Genomic DNA, 18,493 nt, shown 5'->3' with positions numbered 1-18,493 from the left:
TCTATCGCTTCGAACCCATGTATGAAACGACAATCACAGATGAATACCCTTCGATACTTCCATCATAATGATTTTATATTGCGCTGTAATGTCTCAATGCTCGAGTTTGCAAAATGTTCACATTTGAGCAATAGCCACAGAATTGTCGCTTTACATTCATATTTGATTCCCTCTTTGCTCACACTTCACTCTTTTTTGGGCACACTAAAAGCGGTCTCAACAGAGACCGCTTCGTGTTATTGAATCATGACCGTACGGAAATAGTGATCAAACAATTCGATGGCTACTTCAATCGCTCGTTCGTCTGGATTGAGTGTCGATTGATGAAGACCCGACCCCATATCGTTCACACCTAACCAAACCATAAATCCAGGAACTTGTTTCAGCATATATCCGAAGTCTTCCCCTGTCATGGCGGGAACACATGTCTTATACGAATATCCTACCTCTTCGACCGCTTCTTCGAACTGATAAAGATAGCGCTCATCGTTGACGACCTCATGATAGCGATTTCCGAATTCAAGGTCGATTTGAACGTTGTACGTCATTTCGACACCGGCGATGATTTGACGAATCCGGCTTTCAAGTACAACCATCTCCTTGTCAGATAACGCGCGGACCGTTCCATCTAACTTGGCTGTATCGGCGATGATGTTCTCTTTTGTTCCCGCTGCGACTTTCCCGATGCTGACGACCGCACTTCCCATCGGATCAATGTTTCGTGACACGATGGTTTGCAGTTGCATGATGAGGGCGGCTTGGACGATAACGGCATCAATTCCTGCGTGAGGGAATGCGCCGTGCCCTCCCTTCCCATGAATCGTAATATGGAGTTCACGTGCACTTGCGAATAATACACCCGGTCTAGAGGCTACCATCCCGACCGGATATTCCGGAGCGACATGTAATCCGAATAGCGCGTCCGGACGGAAGTGATAGAACAATTCGGATTTCGCCATCGGTTCGGCCCCGCCCGGCCCTTCTTCAGCCGGTTGGAAGAAGACGACAAGATGGTGGTTGAACGGGACTTCGACCGCTCGTTTGATCAATCCGAGCGCGATAGACATATGGACATCATGGCCGCACGCATGCATCATACCTTCATGAATCGATGCAAACTCCAATCCGGTCTCCTCGGTAATCGGTAGCCCATCCATGTCGGCTCGATACCCAATCGTCTTCTCCCCGACGAGACCATCCACGCGAACGAAAAGGCCCGTCCGCCAGTGCGTGATATGAACACGCGGCGAATCGAGCGAACGAATCAGTTGTTCGAGAGTCGCTTGCGTTTTGAATTCTTCATATCCGGCTTCCGGGATTAAATGCAGTTGTCTTCTTGCTTCGATTGCCCAATTCATGATTCAGTCTCCTTCGTAACTTCTTCAACAATGTTCCAAAATGCTTGTACTTGTGCCAATTCCAACATCGATTCTGTCGACAGCATCCATGTGTCCCGAACGAGCGGGACACCACTCGAGGACGTCAACGGAATCTTGTTCATTTCATTGACATCTTTAATGGTCGACTCCGGTAAGATGGCGAATCCGATTCCATGTAACGCCATCTGTTTACACGTTTCAATCTGGTCGACGACGAGTGTGGTGAGCGGCGGGCTCGAAAATCGTTCCTGCCACCATTCTAATATTTCCTGGTAATATGTCGAGTCGCTCTTAAACTGAATAAATGAGCGTTCGTTATTTTTTAGTTGGGACAGGTCTGTCATTTTTAAATCGACCAAGTGTAAGGAGTCAGAGAACAGCTTCATGCGCTCACCGCGCCAATCCGGATTCCCTCGAATGATGCCGATATGAAAATTCTCCTCAAGCATGTAACGCATCATTTCACTCGACCATCCGGTGACTAACTTGACACGGACAGACGGATATCGCTCCACGAACGTCTTTAACACTTTCGGGAGCCAATACTGACCCATGATGGAAGCGACAGCAATCTTTAACGTTCCATATACTTCTCCTGGATTTGCCGTCAGCTCGCTTCGTAACTCTTGTTCTTCACTGTACATTTTCTTGGCGAACTCGATGATCTTCTCCCCGTCTGGCGTCAAGGCAAGACCACGTGTCGAACGGACAAAGATTTTTTTTCCCCATTGATGTTCAATCGTCACGAGCCGTTGACTGAGCGCCGGTTGGGAGACGAATAACCGCTCCGCCGCTTTGCGCATATTCAATTCTTCTGCAAGGATAATCAACACTTCTACTTCCGATACTTGCATGACGTCACCTGTTTCTCTATCGTTTGAAAGATTGTATACTGAATAAGTATTTGTTTCAATGTATCATATCATGTTTATTCATCAATTTGATTGTTAGGAGGAAATCTGATGCAACGTCATCATTTCGCCTTTATCGTTGCGACCGTCGCGACGCTTGGCAGCCTTTACTTCTCTGAAGTCATGCTCTTTTTACCATGTAAACTGTGTTGGTTCCAACGCATTTTTATGTATCCACTCGCCATCTACTACTTGACAATCATGTTGACTGCTCGCGACGTGAATCGATTGTTCGTTGGAATCATGGCCGGCGCCGGCTGGTGTATCAGTCTTTATCACGTCATCCTAGAACGTATTCCGAACGGAGAAGCCTTCTGCACGAACGACTGTCTCATTCGCTGGGTGAATTACTTTGGTTTTGTTACCATCCCACTTCTCAGTTTTATCGCCTTTACATGTATTCTTATCATTCAATTCGTTCCGTTCAAAAAAGCGTAAGACATACAAAGGAGAAGCCGTCATCAAGATAGCTTCTCCTTTCTCTTATTGCCACCACTCGTCGTACAGTGAAGCAGGCATATGATGCTTATGACGTGAACGTTTGAAAATCGTCTCAATCCGCTCTGCAATCACCGGATCGATGGATTTACCTTCTAAATAATCATCTAATTGGTCATATGTCATGCCAAGCGCCACTTCGTCAGGAAGTCCAGGACGACCGTCTTCAAGATCTGCTGTCGGCACTTTATAAATGACTCGTTCATGCGCCTCTAGTTCGTGAAGCAACGCTTTCCCTTGACGTTTGTTCAAACCAGTCAACGGTGTGAGGTCACACGCCCCGTCTCCGTGTTTCGTATAGAATCCCGTCACATATTCCGCTGCATGGTCCGTACCGACGACAAGGGCACCAAACGTTGCCGCGATGTCATATTGCGCCTTCATCCGTTCACGCGCTTTCGTGTTCCCTTTATGGAAGTCACTCAACTCAAGACCCGTCGCTTGTCGGAACGCTTCTACCGATGCGTCGACGGCATGCTTGATATTGACAGTGAGGGACTTGTCCGGACGGATGAACTCGAGGGCGAGTTGGGCATCATCTTCATCATGTTGTTCGCCATACGGTAACCTTACCGCATAAAACGTGTAGTCCCCCGCATCTTCTGCTCGTAGTTCTTCCATGGCGAGCTGACACAGTTTCCCTGCCAAACTCGAGTCTTGTCCACCTGAAATCCCAAGGACAAGTCCTTTTGCACCGGCACGTTTCACATACGCTTTTAAGAAATCGATTCGTTGACGAATCTCCGCCTGCGGATCGATGGTCGGTTTGACATGTGTTGATTCGATAATATGTTGTTGCATGAATGACCCTCCCATAATTCTCTCATTTCGTTTTATTGTCTGATAATTCACAAACCCCGTCAACTAGCGATATACAAAAGAAAGACGGAAACAATCGTTTCCGTCTCATGATTATTGAATTTGGAATGACGTAACTTCTCCACCAATCGGTGTCAATTCGAGGAATAATTTTTGACCTTCTGCTGGTGCTTCATCGAGCAATACACCAAATGTGAAGCTTCCGCCTGTTACTTCTGCCGCACCTTGTGCAAATAAGTTATGCCCGTCTGACACAGACCATTCAAACTCTACTTCTTCCGTGAAGCCACTGACTTGAATCATCGTATCATTCACATCGATTGTCACATCGCGGAACGCACCGTCTGTTTGCGGTTCAGATGCAGGTGTTTCTTCTGGAGTTTCTGTAGTGTCCTCTTCTGGCTCTTCTACAGCCCGTTCAACTGTGAAGGACGTCTCATCCGTCACAGCGATTTCTGGTGCCCCATCGACTTGACCGAGTCCGATCACTTCGACCGAGTATTCACCGGCTGCCAATTCTAATGGGAATACCTCATCAAAGATCTTTTGTTCATCCGCTTCCCACGTCTCTTCGATAATCGATTCCGTGAACATATATTCACTACCATAGTCAAACACGGTTTCGTCCCCTTGTTTGATAATCAATTGGAAGCGTTGTGATGAATTGAACGTCACCTTCGCCGCCTCTTCATTCGGGTTTGTCATCTTGACAGTTGCCGATAATGTATTGGCTGAAGCATCATATGCCATTTCCGTATCAAGTGTTAATGGAGCTGGTGGTTCAGACGAATCGCTATTCACTTGACTCGGTTTCGCCTCTTCTTTTCCACATCCTGCTACGACTAGTATGATTGCCGTCACGACGGCGAGTAACCAAGTTTTTTTCATGGATCCCACTCTCCTCAACAAAATAAAAAAACGTCTATAGCACTAGTGTATACAATGTGCAGACGTTTGTAATGATTTCCCTTATATTATTTACCTTTTTTACGAAACTTTAGCTTGTTCCATGTACTGTTGCCAACCGGTCATGAACAACGAATCAGCGATATCGAGATCAGACCGGACTTGAGCCGAAATGGAGAACGTCTCACTATGCTTCGATTCAAACGTGACGACCATCGTCTCTCCTACCACTTCTTTATAAGCTACAAGTTCAGGCGTTTCTGCAAACAACATCATAAGTATGGCTCCTTTGTTCATCTGTGATAAACCTAGTGTACCAATATGAAACCAAGATGTAGGTCCTATCGTTCGACAGGGGAACAGTGACATTTTACCTATTGTCGAAACGCTTACATCAAATGTTAGTCAAATGGTGAAATGTGCATATAAGAGATCGAAAAAGAGAGGGAATCCGCCTTGCGGACCCCTCTCCTTTCCTGAAAATGTAAATGAAATTGATTCATAACATGTCGAACGAAACATCACTTCGTACGGTTTGAAATTTGTTGCCATACTGTTCCGAGAGCCGTTTCTCCGCTTGTAATGCGTTCTTTCGCGAGTCGTGCCTGCAACGAAACTTCAAATTCGCGGTCTTGTTCGGCAACTGTCAAAGCCGGAACAGCGCGTTCGTCTCCACAATCGAATAAGAAACGAGCCGCACGCCAACGAACGAGTTTATTCTTGTCTTTCAGCGCTTCAATCATCGAAGGTTGAGATTGAGGTAACGCCCAATCTGAGACCGTATCCCCGGCCGTACGTCGCACGATCGGAGATGCATCTACGAGTGCTTGTTCAATATATGTGACATATTCCTCACGACGTTCTTCAAACATCCCGATCATGACGACAGCTTGTCGGCGAATCGCCATCACGGAATCTTCGAGTGCACGGCGGAAATACACCATATTCTCGTCTTGAATGTCTAATTCGTCTAAGAAAGCCATCCGGTCTTTCCAATTGTCAGATTGCAAGTGGTTCGCATTTGCTTCAAAGTCAGCTTCGCGCCCAAACGCTCGAGCCACGATGCGTTCCACACGTTCTTTTGGATACGCAGCTTCTAATTCTTCTTGAGCGACGACACTGACCTCATCCAGCTCACCATAGCGCGGGGCTTGCTCCACCCAACGGCGGTCTTGAATGACATTCTTCACTTGTGCTTGAACTTCCATGGCAGCGTCGACGAATCGTTTCGACAGCCCGATCCGTTTTTCCTCGTCCCCTTTGACGAGTTTCAACTGCATCGGGACATCGAGCACGAACTGAACGGATACATGGACCGGTTCATAGTCTGTATCCATCTGTGCAGATTCGACTTCCTCGACTTGTTCCCCGAACGCCCGTCGGATTTCATTCATCACGTCATGCCAGTCATGTTTTGGATGACGCTCGACAGCGAGAAAATCAGATACCGCATATACGGATTTGACGCCTCGAAGCCCAACGATTTCTTGAATAATGGCTGGGGCATCCGTACTCGCTTTGTCATATGTGGTGCCTCTCCCTTCAAACGGAGGATCCACAATGATCTTCAAGTTATTCGGACTTGGTGTCGGTTCAATTGCTACTAGTTTCATCCTCATCACCTCACTCTCAATCGTGACGAAAATGACAAAAAAACGCAAGCGAGTCGCTTGCGTTCGAGTCACCCATCTATTCTATTTAGAACAACGCGATAAACTGTTGGAGTGAATACGTCGTACCATCCACAGTAAACGTGTCGTCCTCTGAAATCGGTTCAAGGAAGAAACGTTTTTCACCATTCTCTTTTACGTAACCAAAAATATGATTGGATTGATAAAACAATTCAACAATCGTCATCCGTCCAAACGTCATTCCATCGTTCATTACCGCCCGATCACCTAATTCGCCGCCATTGTACAGTTCGATGTAAGTTTCCATTTTGGTGTCGCTCCTCTTGTGTTTGTTTTCACAATTCCTTTCTATCAAACAAAAAGAGCGACTTCAAGTTAATTTTTTGCGTTACGCTTCCAAAATTCAATCCATTTACGATACTCGGATAATGTTTTATTGATTTGATGAATCGATTTCTTATCGTGTAATCCCGTATCGTCAATCTTCTCCTTACAATGTGTAATGAAAATTTCATTTCCTGGTAAAACATTTGCACGATTTGTGGCAAATACTTGTCGGAGATGAATTTGACATCTGGCCGTTCCGAGGATGCCTGGTGAGGCACCAGCAATCATGACCGGTTTATCTCGAAGTGGCGTCCCCGGCTCGAGCGATAACCAGTCGATTGCATTCTTTAAGACACCAGGGATGCTATGGTTATATTCAGGTGTAACAATCAATAATCCATCGGCTTCTCGAACGGCTTGCTTCAAAGCGGCCACAACTTCCGGTTCATCCGGATCAATCAAATCGTCGTTGAACAGCGGGAGCTCGATGGAGACGACTTCAATATCAAAATCATCTTTAGCCAGTTCAATAATCGAATGCAAAAGAGCGGTATTAAATGATTTCTTTCGAAGACTCCCTGACATGGCGACTAATTTATATTTTCCCATTCTCTACCTCCTGAATCCACTGATTCACGATTTCCGCTTCCTCTTCAGGACCTTCCATCATCCCCATGTGACTGTATGGGAAAATCACTTTCGTATGACTATCAGCACCTAAAAATGCTCGTGTCTCGTCCATATTCGGATCTTTCTCCCCATAAATGAATAAACCAGGGAGTTTAGTCGCCTGAACAGTATCGACTTCGTCTTCACGGTCACGAATTGCTCGTTGTGCGTTTACAACCCCTTCAACTGACATCTCGTATCCAATCTCGATTGCTTGTTCGATGAGTGCAGGATTTGACTCCTTCGAAAAGACATTCGGGATCATCCCGTCGATAAACGGCTTCACCCCTTCTTCAATGACTTTATTGATTGCCCCGTTCCGTTTTTCTTTTGCTTCTTCTGAATCAGAGGCAGCGGTCGAATGCATCAACCCAAAGCCGGATAGTTCTTCAGGATATCGACGAACGAGGTTGGTCGTCACATATCCTCCAAACGAATGTCCGATAACGAGTGGTTGTTCAAGGTTTCGGAGTCGAATCTCTTCCATGACCCAATCTGCGAACTGGTCCATCGTTTCTGGTCCGACTTCCGTTCCTGCATGACCCGGAAGTGTGAATACATGAACTTCGGCATTCAATAACGGTTCTAGCTGTTCAAAATATGTTGGCGAACCGCACAATCCATGTAACAATACGAGTGCTTTCATATCATTGAGTGCTCCTTTTCTTCCCATTCTGTTTTGAGTAGCCGATACATTGTCAAATCCATGAACCGACCATGGCTGTATGCATAATCATGTAAGAGGCCTTCTTCTATAAATCCGAGTTTTTGAACGAGGCGATTCGACCCTTCATTTCCTGGTGCCACCAAGGCGGAGATTCGGTGAAACTTGAACTCTTCGAATCCATGTTGGATGACGGCAGTCGCCGCTTCAAATGCCACCCCTTGTCTCCAATAATGGGGCGAGACTTCAAATCCGATTTCAGCCCGGTAATACTGGGGTGTCCAATTATGAAACCCGATTGTGCCGATCAACTCGTTTGTCAATCGATCACAGATGGCCCAGCGAATCGCTTTGCCTTGTTGAAACTGGTCTTTAAAATAGGCGATGACATTTTTCGCCTCATAAACAGCAAGCAACGGGTCCGACCCATAATAACGCATCACTTCTTCAGTGGATAAGATGGTATAAAGTGCTCTAGCATCACGCGGTTCTAGCTCTCGCAGGATAAACCGGGGCGTAGCGAGCTCAGGAAAACTACGTTTCAATCCCCACATGTGGAACCCGCCTTTCCTTTTCGTTTCCTCAAGTATACTTCTATTTTCCCAAATGTATCGAACTCAACCCTCTTGAACCGTCTCAAGATAGCGGAAATCATGTGTTTTTGCTACTATGAATGTAGAATGTCAAACCGAGGGGATACCATATGTCAAAACAACTCTTTTATTTAAAACAAGACCGAGATGTCCAGCGCTTTACGCTACATGGCGTGACATTGGCCGACATTACAGAGGCCCTTTCCGTCACGAGACCAATGATCATTTGTCGAACCGATATTAAAGGAATGAGGCAATCTTCTAGGTCGCGTTTCCGATATATCGAAGCGCATGAGCTCTCTTCATTCTCGTCTAAGTATTTAAATAACCAAACGACATTCACTGCAATTGATTTCCCAGACTACAATACGCTTGAGACGCTGTCGGATCACGAAATCGCAGAGATCCTATTTTTAAGTCATATGGAGCGCGGGATTAAGAAGCCGTTTCTAGATTCACTTGATAATGAGATTGCGTTCTTCAATGAAGCGAACGACCGTCACAGCAGTCTCTACATCCGTGATTGGTCGACGATCAATCGTTTCGTTCAAAACATGTTGCAAAGCAAATTGGACCGAGACATCCGTAACATTAGCTTCGTCCCGATACCGCTCCCTGTCATCGATGAGTTGCTCGACTTGGCACCTCAAGGGCTCATCATCGATTTTGATCACACGAAACGAAGCCTGTTCAATCGTCAAATCGTGATTTCCTTCTATGTGGCCGGTCGCTACGAAGACATGTCCGTCCTCGAAGAAGACTTTGACGCCAAAAAAGAATCAATCGCGCTGAAAGGTCAGCTATTGTATCGTCGTCGCACGTGGCACATTGAACGGTTATAAGGTCATGGATGTAAGAAATGGAATTGAACCTCTGAAAACGAGGTTCTTTTTTGTTATTTTCAGACCGATTGTTTCAAGTCAATTCCCTTCATGAACGGGTATGAACGCTATTCTTAAAAATTGATAACAAATTGTCTTAATTTTTTGTTAAATTAACACTTTTCTTTTTCGGACGAGGCGTTATACTAGGAATAACCTTCTGGAGGAATGGAAGGCAATATAGAGAAAGCGAGGTGAAAATCTATTCATCACGCGGATGGATAGATACACGAAATGGAACAACTGAAAGTACAAGGAGTCTCTTCGTTCACCAAGTTTGCGACGAATGGAAAAATGCTGAAACTTAAAGATGCTCACGCAGGGGAACAACGCATTTCACTTCAGGATGCGACTGACATTCAAGTCTCTCTGCTCGACGAGGACCATTCGCGCTTCACTATATTTGGTCATGCCCACCCACTCGTGGAACTGACCCTTCCTCACAACTCTTGTGAAGTCCTCTATGCATGGTTACTCCACAAGATGAAACGACAAAAAATTAAACTCGCTTCGAACGCGTAAAAAAATGAGGTCTTGTCTCCAGATGGGAGAAAGACCTCATTTTTCATATTATGAGAACAATGAAACGAGCCAACTAACCAAAATACCGACGAGGGCAAAGTCTGAATCTCCAAATGTCGTACTTTCAAACCCGAGATTCCCCAAAAGCGGTAAGAGGAGAGCCGGTAAGAAACTGATTAATACCCCGTTGGCGATCGATCCAAGAATCGCTCCGCGACGTCCACCGGTAGCGTTCCCGAATACTCCTGCTGTCGCTCCTGTGAAGAAGTGTGGAACCAGTCCCGGTACAATGACAGCCAAACCGAATAAAGGTAAAAGGAACATCGAGAACAGTCCAGCTGCAAAGCTCGCTAAAAATCCGATGATGACCGCGTTCGGTGCAAATGGGAAGACGGTCGGGCAATCTAGCGCAGGTTTTGCGTTCGGTACCATTTTATCGGCAATCCCTTTGAAGGCCGGAACGATTTCTGCAATCAACATCCGTACACCGGCAAGAACGATATATACCCCTGCAGCGAATGTAATCGCTTGGATGATGGAGAAGACGATATAGTTCGACCCACCTGATAATTCCGTTTCCACAAATGCTGGTCCCGCAAAGATGGCGACGACCACAAATAATAAAGTCATCGTCAACGAGACGGCGACGGATGTGTCTCGTAGAAAGCCAAGTTGCTTTGGTACTTGAATTTGTTCCGTCGAGTGCTCTTTGTTCCCGGCATATTTTCCGATCGTTCCAGAGATAAAGTAACCAAGTGAGCCAAAGTGCCCGACCGCAAAATCATCCGATCCCGTAATCTGTCGAACGAACGGTTGAAGTAGGGCTGGGAATAAGACCATACAAAGTCCAAGCAATACCGATCCAATGATGATCAAGAGTGTACCATCAAGACCAGATACGGAAAGAATGGCTGCAAGTAAGCTCGCCATGAATAACGTATGATGACCCGTCAAGAAAATGTATTTAAATGGCGTGATGCGAGCCAGCACGATATTCATGACCATCCCGAAGACCATGATCATAGCTGTTTCAACGCCAAATGCGTCTTGTGCAACTGCGACAATCGCTTCGTTGTTCGGGATGACTCCCCGAATACTGAACGCCTCGTCGAACATCTGTCCGAAAATATCGAGAGCCGCAATGATGACGCCGGCCCCCGCTCCGATAATCACGAACCCCATAATTGTCTTCAGCGTACCAGAGACGATGGAAGCAATGTCTTTCTTCTGTAAAACGAGCCCGATGAGTGCGAACAAACCGACCAGTATGGCTGGTGTCCCCAATATATCTCGCATAATCAAATCAAGCATAAGCGCTCCCCCTTTACGATGAATTCTTTAGTTATACTTTTCCTTCAAGTTTTGATTTAATTTCCTCAATGTTCATGACATTCTCAAGTGCAACGATTTCTTTCGCCCCATCATCGAGTGTGCCAATGATATCTTGTGCCCCAAGGTAAATGTCAGCAGGTTCAGTTCGCGCTGTCGCAATGTCTGTATGTGAAACATCCGCCTCTTTCCCCATTTGTTCAAGCGCTTTTTTCACGTTCAACTCCATAATGAAGCTTGACCCTAATCCGTTCCCACATACTACTAAAATCTTTTTCATTTTTCTTCCTCCTCTGAATATCGATCGAGTATCTCAACAATTTTCTCTACCGTGTCTGCTTCTAATACGAGGGACACGTCTTGTTCGTTTCCTAATAACTCTGTCAACTGTGCAAGTGCTTTTAAATGAGTAGTTTGATCAATGGCCGCGAGCACAAAGAATGCACGGACTGGTTTATCCCCTGGGAAGAAGACCGGTTCTGTTAGTTTTAGGACACTCATCCCCAGTTGATTCACACCATCTTCTGGTCGCGCATGCGGGATGGCAATCTGAGGCATGAGAACGATGTATGGACCATGTTCTACTACGTTCTCAATCATCGTTTCAACGTAACGTGTGTCGATCGATCCGTTTTGGACAAGTGGTTCGGCCGCGAGACGAATGGACTCCTGCCAATTCGATACATGATCGCGAATTTGAATTTCATCTTTTGTTACGAGTTGATTTAGCACGGGTTGTCCCCCTTTCCATTCATCTGTCGTCGTTTCATCTTGGATGAGATGATTTAATTCTTTTCTCAATTGCGATTCTTGATGGACCGTCGCATATTTTTTCACCACTTCGAGAATGTCAGACACATCTAATCGAGCGAGTCCCCCATTCGAAAGAAAGCGCTGATGAATTTGTCGCTTCAAAGCAAGTTGTTCGAGCCTTGTTGGAAGTGTCGGAACGAGTGTCACATGTGCCTGTTGTTGAACGGACAACGGCAAGGGGACCGTTGTGAAAATCAAATCGACAAGTGGAGCAAATTCTGACACGTCACGTTGCGAGATTGGTGGTAAAAATACAAAGTCCGGAAATTGATTCTTCAGAATATGGTCGAGCATATGCGACACGCTAATCCCGCTCGGGCATACGACAATCGCTTTCATTTTCTCATCAAGATGTTGCCCTTGTTGATGAAGATGCGCTGCAAAATGCAACGTGAAATACATGACTTCCGTTTTCGGAAGTTCTGCCTGAATTTGTTTTCGGATTGGGTCGAGTGAACGATCGACAATCACATTCAATACCCGGTGCTCTTTCAATACATATCTTTCTAACTCTTCTGGCGGCATGACTTCCGTATGAACACGTTTAAGTGTCGCTTTGGCGTGAAGCACTAATTTCTCACATAATGCCTCCCGTTCAATGACACGTGTACAACTCAATCCCTCGAATCGCTCAATCACCTGAATCATCGTAGCAGCAAGATTTTGTTGAACCGTTTCATCCATCTCTTCCGACACTTTCGGACCACTTTGGATGAGCATCATCAACATATCCCACAGTTGTGGCACATCTTGAAAGTGCGTCCTTACAGACTGTTCAACTTTTTCCGGCAACCAAGAGTCCTCATCACGAACGAATGTATCCGGCGATAATCTCGAACCAATCAGAAGGAAATAGGCCATTTTTTCGCGATGACTTTCCACAAATTGAAACTGTTTGAGGGTTTCAAACTGCTCAATCTGACGGACTCGCTCTTTGAACTCCTCTTGCCAATCGTCAAAGCATAGGTCGAGTAATTGTGAGAACGTCGATTTATCGAGTAATTGTTCAATCGTCCGATACACATACAACGTGATCGTTTGGAAATGACCGTTAAACCGATAGCCTTCTTTTCTCGTATAAGAGAAATCGAGACCGAATTGTGCAGCCTTTTTCTTGATCGTATTTAAACTTTCTTGAACGGTATATTTGGACACATCTAACAAATGTTGAAAGTGAAAACTTGAGAGAAACTCTTCTTGTGTCATGGCATAGAGCGTGATGACAAGCTCACGTTCTTCTTCTGACCAAACTAATTCCGCACGTTCCACTTGCTCAATCAATGCTTCTGTCACTGTCAATTCAATTTTTGCCCCATCCACCTTCATATTGGATAGACAAGAATCATTAAGCCATTCCTGAATACGCTCCAGTTCATATTCGATTGTTCGACGAGAATATGGGAGCATCATCGTTAACGTTTCGATGGTCATCTGCTTTTCATGCAGGATGACATTTAATATTCGTTTACTTTTTTCATTCAATTGCATGGTAGAGGCCTCCTACACCTGTAGTATAAAACGAATCTGCTTAAAAAATGTAAGCGGTTACGACAGACTTTTCGGAGACACCTCCACAAACTTCTGTCTGTACATGAACAAAAGAAAAAGAGATGAACGAATCGTTTCCCATTCGTTCATCTCTTTTCGGTTAAGAAGTCGGTGCAACCGGATGGCGACGATAAATCGTGATCCCGCCGTGCTTGGCTTCTCCTACAACTTGCAAGAGCCAACCTTTCTCAATCAAGATTGTTCGAACGTTCAAAAAATCTTCTCGGGGCACTTGAACTTCATCCACTTCTTTATCGAGTAATTGCTGAAACGTCATTTCCCAATCAGTCATGTCCATTCTCCTTACGTGAGTCTTCTTCTCGAATCCATTCGAACAAGCGATATCCAGAATTCAATCGATCTGTCGCATCCCATAACTCATTCGGAACGATGTGAGCAGCATCGATGGTCTCATCTCCCGCAAAGACGACACGCTCATTCGTTATCTTTTCGACATAGTCGAGCGCAAACGATAAGATTGACGTCTCCGAGACGTGCCCACTTTCTTGTAAGGCGGAAACGTACGACTCGTCTCGTTGATTATTTACGAGTAACGTCCGTCCCCCATCAAGTAGCGCCATCGGTGGGACGGCATCAACGTGGAAAACCTCATACGAGCGATAAGTCTCCTCATCATAAGCTAACAAAGGGATGAACTGACGTTGACCCGTCCATTTTTTTAATTGGAATAAAATCTTCATGGAAGTGAACCACGTGGCCCCTACAATTTTCTTCTCTACTAAAATTGTAGGGACTGATGATTCATCCGCTTCTTTCTTTTGAACAAATAACCACTTCTCTACATCTACCACGACGATCAAACCGATTTCCTCCTTATAACCCATTCAGATAAGGCAATCATAGTCAGCGCGACGAGCCATCCCCCAATCACGTCACTAAAGTAATGAACGTTCAAGATGACTCGACTGAGTGATACCGCAAGGACGAGGCACACAAGTACGATGACGGCGAATGTTGACTGTCTCTTGCGATATAAGACATAAGCCATCAATCCGTATAACGCCAGCGATCCTGATGCATGTCCACTCGGAAAGCTATATGTCGTCGCATCGAGGGACGCATCAATAAGCGGGCGATCGATTCCGTAAACGAGCTTTAGCACTTGTGTGAAAAGAAGTGTCCCAATCCCAACGAGCGCGAGTCGCCATGCCTCGACGCGGTTACCGCGCCACAACCAAAACAATAAACCTAAAATCGAGAGCCCGACTATGACTTGAGCGCTCCCTAATTCTGTGACGTATGCAAATACACGATCGGGTAACGGCTGTAACAATTCATACACGAACGTATTCATAGGGCCGACTGCTCCCAAAACGACAAACACCGACACGATCACATATGCAATCGTCCCGGTGATGACCACCTGCATCGGTGTCAATTTCATCAATATAACCCTTTTCGTTCACGCATCTCTTCTTCTCCGAAGTCGACCATATCACGAAGACGGTGTGCCAATCGTCCAGACGCGTTTGCCGCAATCGCGCCGACGAGGTCGTCCATGAACGTATGCACTTGCCCGTCATCCATTTTCGTATCAAGCTGTTTGATGATGCCGATCTTGGCCTTGTCTAAGTACCCGAACGTCGTTACGGCAATCGAACCATATGTGTTCACGGCACCGATCGCAATCGTTTCATCCACTCCAAATAAGCCTTCGTCAGATGCGATGATGGATAAGAGCGGTTCAGATAGTTGACCCTTCTCCGCCAACATATCGAGCTCCGATCCGACGAGAATGGCGTGTTGCAATTCGCGTTTGTCGAGAACCGCCTCGACGGAATCCATACAATCTTTTAACGAAAGATGCGGCGAGTAAGGCGCCTGCATCTGATAGACGATTTCGGCAATCGATTCAATCGTGACGCCGCGCTCGAGCAAACGAGCACGAGCTGCTTCTCGGACGTCTCGTGAGTGTGGTACGTGTTTCATAATAGGCGCAGGATTAAAATCCCGCTTCACATCCCTTCGTTCAGAGAGTCATCATCTCTCTAGTTAATATAACCATTATACTGAAAAATCGAAAAAAGACGAACCCTGCTTTGACTTCCCTCATTAAATCGGTCATCATAAACATGTAGGTTAAACGATTAAAGGGGGAAGAGGAATGAAGATTGGGGTAGTCTTATTTCCGTCTAAACAAGTGCAAGATTTTGCGAACTCTTATCGAAAACGTTATGACACAAAATATGCGTTGATTTCACCTCACGTGACCATCAAGGAACGGACGGAGGTGTCAGAAGAGGACTTGCCAAAAGTACTGGAGTACTTGCAACAAGTCGCGGATTCGACTAAACCGATTCAGTTAAAAGTTGATGGTGTCCGCTCTTTTGCGCCGACGAACAACGTGCTGTATTTGAAAGTGTTGCCGACACGTGAACTTTCTGCTCTGCAGCAGCGACTTCACGAAGACGTGCTCGGTCAGGCACCAAAATATGAATTCTTGCCACATATCACAATCGGTCAAGATTTGACCGATGCCGAACTGTTCGATGTTCTTGAACGGATGCGGATGGAGCAAGTCCATTTCGAAGAAACGATCACTCGGATGGCTGTCATGTACGAACTCGAAAATGAAACATGGAACGTCTATGAGACGTTCCGTTTCCGAGGCTAATCTTATATGCTCCGGTCGACAAAACGACCGGGGTTTTTTTCTTGCTCTTCTTCTAACCATTCTTCCCGCCGAGGTCGGATACGTTGAACGCGTTTGATGCGCGTCACTGGTTCGATGCTGGCTCGACCTGAAGGCTGGACTTGGCGGTTGACGTACTGAACGACAGTAAAATCAATCTGATAAGGACCCATGATCTGACCTCCTTCATAGGTCCTTACCCCATTCAACCGCTAGATAATACAAAAATGGCGCATCACTGCGCCATTTCCCAAACTTATAAAATATGGTATCCGCTATCGACGTGAATCACTTCACCCGTGACGCCACTTCCCATTCCCGAGAGAAGGAAGAGTCCTGTCGATGCAACTTCTTCGGCAGAGACGTTTCGACGTAACGGCGCTTTTTGTTCAAGTTCCGAGAGGATACTGTTAAAATCGCCTACCCCTTTAGCCGACAATGTGCGAATCGGACCAGCCGAGATTGCATTGACGCGAACGCCGTGCGGACCGTACTCGTTTGCCAAGTATTTGACGCTTGAGTCAAGCGCCGCTTTTGCGACACCCATCAAGTTATAGTTCGGAACGACGCGCTCCCCACCGAGGTATGTCAACGTGATCACCGAGGCATCAGATGCGAAATATGGTTTCGCCGCTTTCACGACAGCCGTCAAACTGTACGCCGAGATGTCTAACGCCTGCGCGAATTGTCCACGTGTCATTTCCGAGAATTCGCCGCGAAGCGCTTCTTTATCCGCAAACGCGATCGAGTGAGCAATCCCTTGAATCTCCCCTGCTTGTTCATGGATTGAACGGAATGTCGTTTCAATCGCTTCATCATTTGTTACGTCACACTCGAGCAAAATCGCTTCTTGTTTCAACTCGCTCGCAAGTGATTCAAGACTTGACTTGAAACGTTCTGCCGCATACGTTAATACGAGCTTCGCTCCCGCTTCATCAAGTGTTTTGGCAATCGCCCATGCGATGGAACGCTTGTTGGCAATCCCCATGACGACATAAGTTTTATTCGTTAACGTTGGAAAAATTGACATCATAAACTCCCCTTTTTAGTACCTGGTGATAATATCTGTTCTCAGATTACAGAAAGGTTTCTGTTTTGTCAACTGACTCGTTTCGTATTGCGATTTTTTTAAGTTGCGGTAAGATAAAATACGTATAGAAAGGGTGACTCGACTCCATTATGAACCGTATTCAATCATATTTTAAAAGTTTAGACACGACGCTGTTGACCATCGTCTTCCTATTGATGATCATCAGCCTCGGTGCAATCTATACGGCACAACCGATGTTGCCGACCCGACTTCAACATATCAACTTCGCTCTCGAACAGGGTATTCGGTACGTCATCGGCTTTTTCGCGATGTTTGCCATCATGACAATCGAGTACGAGCAGCTCCGAAAAATCCATTGGTACTTATATGCATTCGGTCTCCTTTTGCTCGTCGGACTCATCCCGCTCCGCGATACGACACTCGTCCCGAACATTAATGGAGCGTATGGATGGTATAACGTACCGGGATTCAGTTTCCAACCGGCAGAGTTCATGAAGTTGTTCCTTCTCATTTCAATGTCAACGATTGTATATGACCACAACAAGCGATACGGCTCGTCTCAACTCGACACGTGGCTGTTAGTCAAATTGGTGTTAGTCGCCATTCCGCCACTCGGTCTGATTGTGACGCAACCAGACTTAGGGACTGGACTCGTCTTGATGACGATGCTCGGTGCAATCATCATTGTCTCTGGTATCGGCTGGAAATGGTTACTCGGTCTGTTCAGCGCAGCCGCTTTGTCCATCGGAACGTTCATGTATCTATTCTTCTCTCATTTTGAAGTGCTACAGGCGTTCGTACCAGGCCACGCCCTGAACCGATTCCAGGCATGGATCTATCCTTATGAGTATTCGGACGACTTAGCGTTCCAACTGATCAAATCATTACAGGCGATTGGATCCGGTCAAATGTTCGGAGCCGGATATGGACAAGGACTCGTCTATCTACCGGAATCACAGACGGACTTCATCTTCGCTGTCATCGCCGAGCATTACGGGTTCATCGGCGCGGCGCTCGTGATTATCGTCTTCTTCTTGTTCCTCTATCGCATGATTCATATTGCGCTTGAGTCAAGTAGTGCGTTCGGAAGTTACATCGTCACCGGCGTCATCGCTATGTTCACGTTCCAAGTGTTCCAAAACATCGGGATGACGATTGGTGTGTTGCCAATCACCGGACTCACCCTGCCGTTCGTCAGTTACGGAGGAACGGGGATTATCATGAACATGATTGCCATCGGTCTCGTCATGAACGTAGCCTCTAAATCAAAAACCTATATGTTTGATGACGATTAATATT

At 46.0% G+C, this 18,493-nt stretch carries 24 protein-coding genes; 5 read left to right on the top strand and 19 right to left on the bottom strand.

Annotated elements, in window-relative coordinates; genetic code table 11:
• Positions 1-236 precede the first annotated feature (236 nt).
• Entirely contained in the window at positions 237-1,358 is a 1,122-nt protein-coding gene (locus LCM29_RS01810) for an N-acetyldiaminopimelate deacetylase (protein ID WP_074035009.1), read from the bottom strand.
• Complete coding sequence (locus tag LCM29_RS01805) at positions 1,355-2,233, bottom strand: LysR family transcriptional regulator (RefSeq protein ID WP_214785219.1); 879 nt, start codon at positions 2,231-2,233, stop codon at positions 1,355-1,357. Before LCM29_RS01805 ends, LCM29_RS01810 begins: the two co-directional genes overlap by 4 nt.
• A 108-nt stretch (positions 2,234-2,341) precedes the next feature.
• Here LCM29_RS01805 and LCM29_RS01800 point away from each other — a divergent pair, with 108 nt between their 5' ends.
• On the top strand, positions 2,342-2,728 hold the full coding sequence (locus tag LCM29_RS01800) for a disulfide bond formation protein B (RefSeq protein WP_214748368.1): 387 nt from the start codon (positions 2,342-2,344) through the stop codon (positions 2,726-2,728).
• Positions 2,729-2,773: 45 nt separating this feature from the next.
• Here the strand turns inward: LCM29_RS01800 and nadE are convergent, their stop codons facing one another.
• The 8 genes from nadE to LCM29_RS01760 all read right to left on the bottom strand — a co-directional run bounded on the left by nadE (position 2,774) and on the right by LCM29_RS01760 (position 8,358).
• Complete coding sequence (nadE, locus tag LCM29_RS01795) at positions 2,774-3,589, bottom strand: ammonia-dependent NAD(+) synthetase (protein ID WP_224860557.1); 816 nt, start codon at positions 3,587-3,589, stop codon at positions 2,774-2,776.
• A 111-nt stretch (positions 3,590-3,700) separates the two neighbouring features.
• Positions 3,701-4,495, bottom strand: coding sequence for a BsuPI-related putative proteinase inhibitor (locus LCM29_RS01790; RefSeq protein ID WP_224860555.1), 795 nt, complete (start codon positions 4,493-4,495; stop codon positions 3,701-3,703).
• A gap of 99 nt (positions 4,496-4,594) precedes the next feature.
• A complete protein-coding gene (locus LCM29_RS01785) occupies positions 4,595-4,789 on the bottom strand; it encodes a hypothetical protein (protein ID WP_224860553.1) in 195 nt (64 codons plus the stop codon).
• Positions 4,790-5,034: 245 nt separating this feature from the next.
• Entirely contained in the window at positions 5,035-6,126 is a 1,092-nt protein-coding gene (locus LCM29_RS01780) for a virulence factor (RefSeq protein ID WP_224860551.1), read from the bottom strand.
• An 85-nt stretch (positions 6,127-6,211) separates the two neighbouring features.
• Positions 6,212-6,451 (bottom strand): hypothetical protein, encoded by a 240-nt coding sequence (locus LCM29_RS01775; RefSeq protein WP_074035023.1) that lies wholly within the window; start codon positions 6,449-6,451, stop codon positions 6,212-6,214.
• Positions 6,452-6,519: 68 nt separating this feature from the next.
• Complete coding sequence (locus tag LCM29_RS01770; protein ID WP_224860549.1) at positions 6,520-7,080, bottom strand: NADPH-dependent FMN reductase; 561 nt, start codon at positions 7,078-7,080, stop codon at positions 6,520-6,522.
• The gene (locus LCM29_RS01765; protein WP_224860547.1) at positions 7,067-7,786 is read right to left on the bottom strand and encodes an alpha/beta fold hydrolase; all 720 of its coding nucleotides are present in this window, start codon (positions 7,784-7,786) and stop codon (positions 7,067-7,069) included. Before LCM29_RS01765 ends, LCM29_RS01770 begins: the two co-directional genes overlap by 14 nt.
• Positions 7,783-8,358, bottom strand: coding sequence for a GNAT family N-acetyltransferase (locus LCM29_RS01760; protein ID WP_214695532.1), 576 nt, complete (start codon positions 8,356-8,358; stop codon positions 7,783-7,785). The genes LCM29_RS01765 and LCM29_RS01760 overlap by 4 nt, the downstream gene beginning before the upstream one ends.
• A gap of 149 nt (positions 8,359-8,507) precedes the next feature.
• Between LCM29_RS01760 and LCM29_RS01755 the strand changes: the two genes are divergently transcribed.
• Positions 8,508-9,239 (top strand): hypothetical protein, encoded by a 732-nt coding sequence (locus LCM29_RS01755; protein ID WP_214748386.1) that lies wholly within the window; start codon positions 8,508-8,510, stop codon positions 9,237-9,239.
• Positions 9,240-9,512: 273 nt separating this feature from the next.
• Complete coding sequence (locus tag LCM29_RS01750) at positions 9,513-9,800, top strand: hypothetical protein (protein ID WP_015881237.1); 288 nt, start codon at positions 9,513-9,515, stop codon at positions 9,798-9,800.
• 48 nt (positions 9,801-9,848) lie between these two features.
• Here the strand turns inward: LCM29_RS01750 and LCM29_RS01745 are convergent, their stop codons facing one another.
• From LCM29_RS01745 to LCM29_RS01715, 7 genes are all read right to left on the bottom strand, one after another.
• A complete protein-coding gene (locus tag LCM29_RS01745) occupies positions 9,849-11,111 on the bottom strand; it encodes a PTS ascorbate transporter subunit IIC (RefSeq protein ID WP_214748392.1) in 1,263 nt (420 codons plus the stop codon).
• Positions 11,112-11,142: 31 nt separating this feature from the next.
• Positions 11,143-11,409 carry a PTS sugar transporter subunit IIB gene (locus LCM29_RS01740; RefSeq protein ID WP_214739852.1) on the bottom strand — a complete coding sequence of 89 codons (267 nt, stop codon included), beginning with the start codon at positions 11,407-11,409 and terminating at the stop codon, positions 11,143-11,145.
• A complete protein-coding gene (locus LCM29_RS01735) occupies positions 11,406-13,430 on the bottom strand; it encodes a BglG family transcription antiterminator (protein WP_224860545.1) in 2,025 nt (674 codons plus the stop codon). The genes LCM29_RS01740 and LCM29_RS01735 overlap by 4 nt, the downstream gene beginning before the upstream one ends.
• Before the next feature lie 160 nt (positions 13,431-13,590).
• Entirely contained in the window at positions 13,591-13,782 is a 192-nt protein-coding gene (locus tag LCM29_RS01730) for a hypothetical protein (protein WP_224860543.1), read from the bottom strand.
• Positions 13,775-14,311, bottom strand: coding sequence for a hypothetical protein (locus LCM29_RS01725; RefSeq protein WP_224860541.1), 537 nt, complete (start codon positions 14,309-14,311; stop codon positions 13,775-13,777). The genes LCM29_RS01730 and LCM29_RS01725 overlap by 8 nt, the downstream gene beginning before the upstream one ends.
• The gene (locus LCM29_RS01720; protein WP_224860539.1) at positions 14,308-14,895 is read right to left on the bottom strand and encodes a phosphatase PAP2 family protein; all 588 of its coding nucleotides are present in this window, start codon (positions 14,893-14,895) and stop codon (positions 14,308-14,310) included. Before LCM29_RS01720 ends, LCM29_RS01725 begins: the two co-directional genes overlap by 4 nt.
• Entirely contained in the window at positions 14,895-15,440 is a 546-nt protein-coding gene (locus tag LCM29_RS01715) for a phosphatidylglycerophosphatase A (protein WP_015881233.1), read from the bottom strand. The genes LCM29_RS01720 and LCM29_RS01715 overlap by 1 nt, the downstream gene beginning before the upstream one ends.
• Positions 15,441-15,615: 175 nt before the next feature.
• Between LCM29_RS01715 and LCM29_RS01710 the strand changes: the two genes are divergently transcribed.
• Positions 15,616-16,125, top strand: a complete 510-nt coding sequence (locus tag LCM29_RS01710) for a YjcG family protein (RefSeq protein WP_214695523.1) — start codon at positions 15,616-15,618, stop codon at positions 16,123-16,125.
• Positions 16,126-16,127: 2 nt separating this feature from the next.
• Here the strand turns inward: LCM29_RS01710 and LCM29_RS01705 are convergent, their stop codons facing one another.
• Together LCM29_RS01705 and fabI are read right to left on the bottom strand one after the other, a co-directional pair.
• The gene (locus LCM29_RS01705) at positions 16,128-16,316 is read right to left on the bottom strand and encodes a hypothetical protein (RefSeq protein WP_074035057.1); all 189 of its coding nucleotides are present in this window, start codon (positions 16,314-16,316) and stop codon (positions 16,128-16,130) included.
• An 83-nt stretch (positions 16,317-16,399) separates the two neighbouring features.
• On the bottom strand, positions 16,400-17,173 hold the full coding sequence (gene fabI / locus LCM29_RS01700; protein ID WP_214695521.1) for an enoyl-ACP reductase FabI: 774 nt from the start codon (positions 17,171-17,173) through the stop codon (positions 16,400-16,402).
• Between the two features lie 149 nt (positions 17,174-17,322).
• On the opposite strand from fabI, the gene LCM29_RS01695 reads away from it, so the two are divergent.
• Positions 17,323-18,489: an FtsW/RodA/SpoVE family cell cycle protein gene (locus LCM29_RS01695; protein ID WP_224860537.1), complete on the top strand. Its 1,167-nt coding sequence runs from the start codon at positions 17,323-17,325 to the stop codon at positions 18,487-18,489.
• Positions 18,490-18,493 lie beyond the last annotated feature (4 nt).

Source organism: Exiguobacterium aestuarii, from assembly GCF_020171655.1.
GTDB classification, from domain to species: Bacteria; Bacillota; Bacilli; order Exiguobacteriales; family Exiguobacteriaceae; genus Exiguobacterium; species Exiguobacterium aestuarii_A.
The sequence above is the reverse complement of the archived record's forward strand: the minus strand, read 5'-3'. Positions and strand labels throughout refer to the sequence as shown.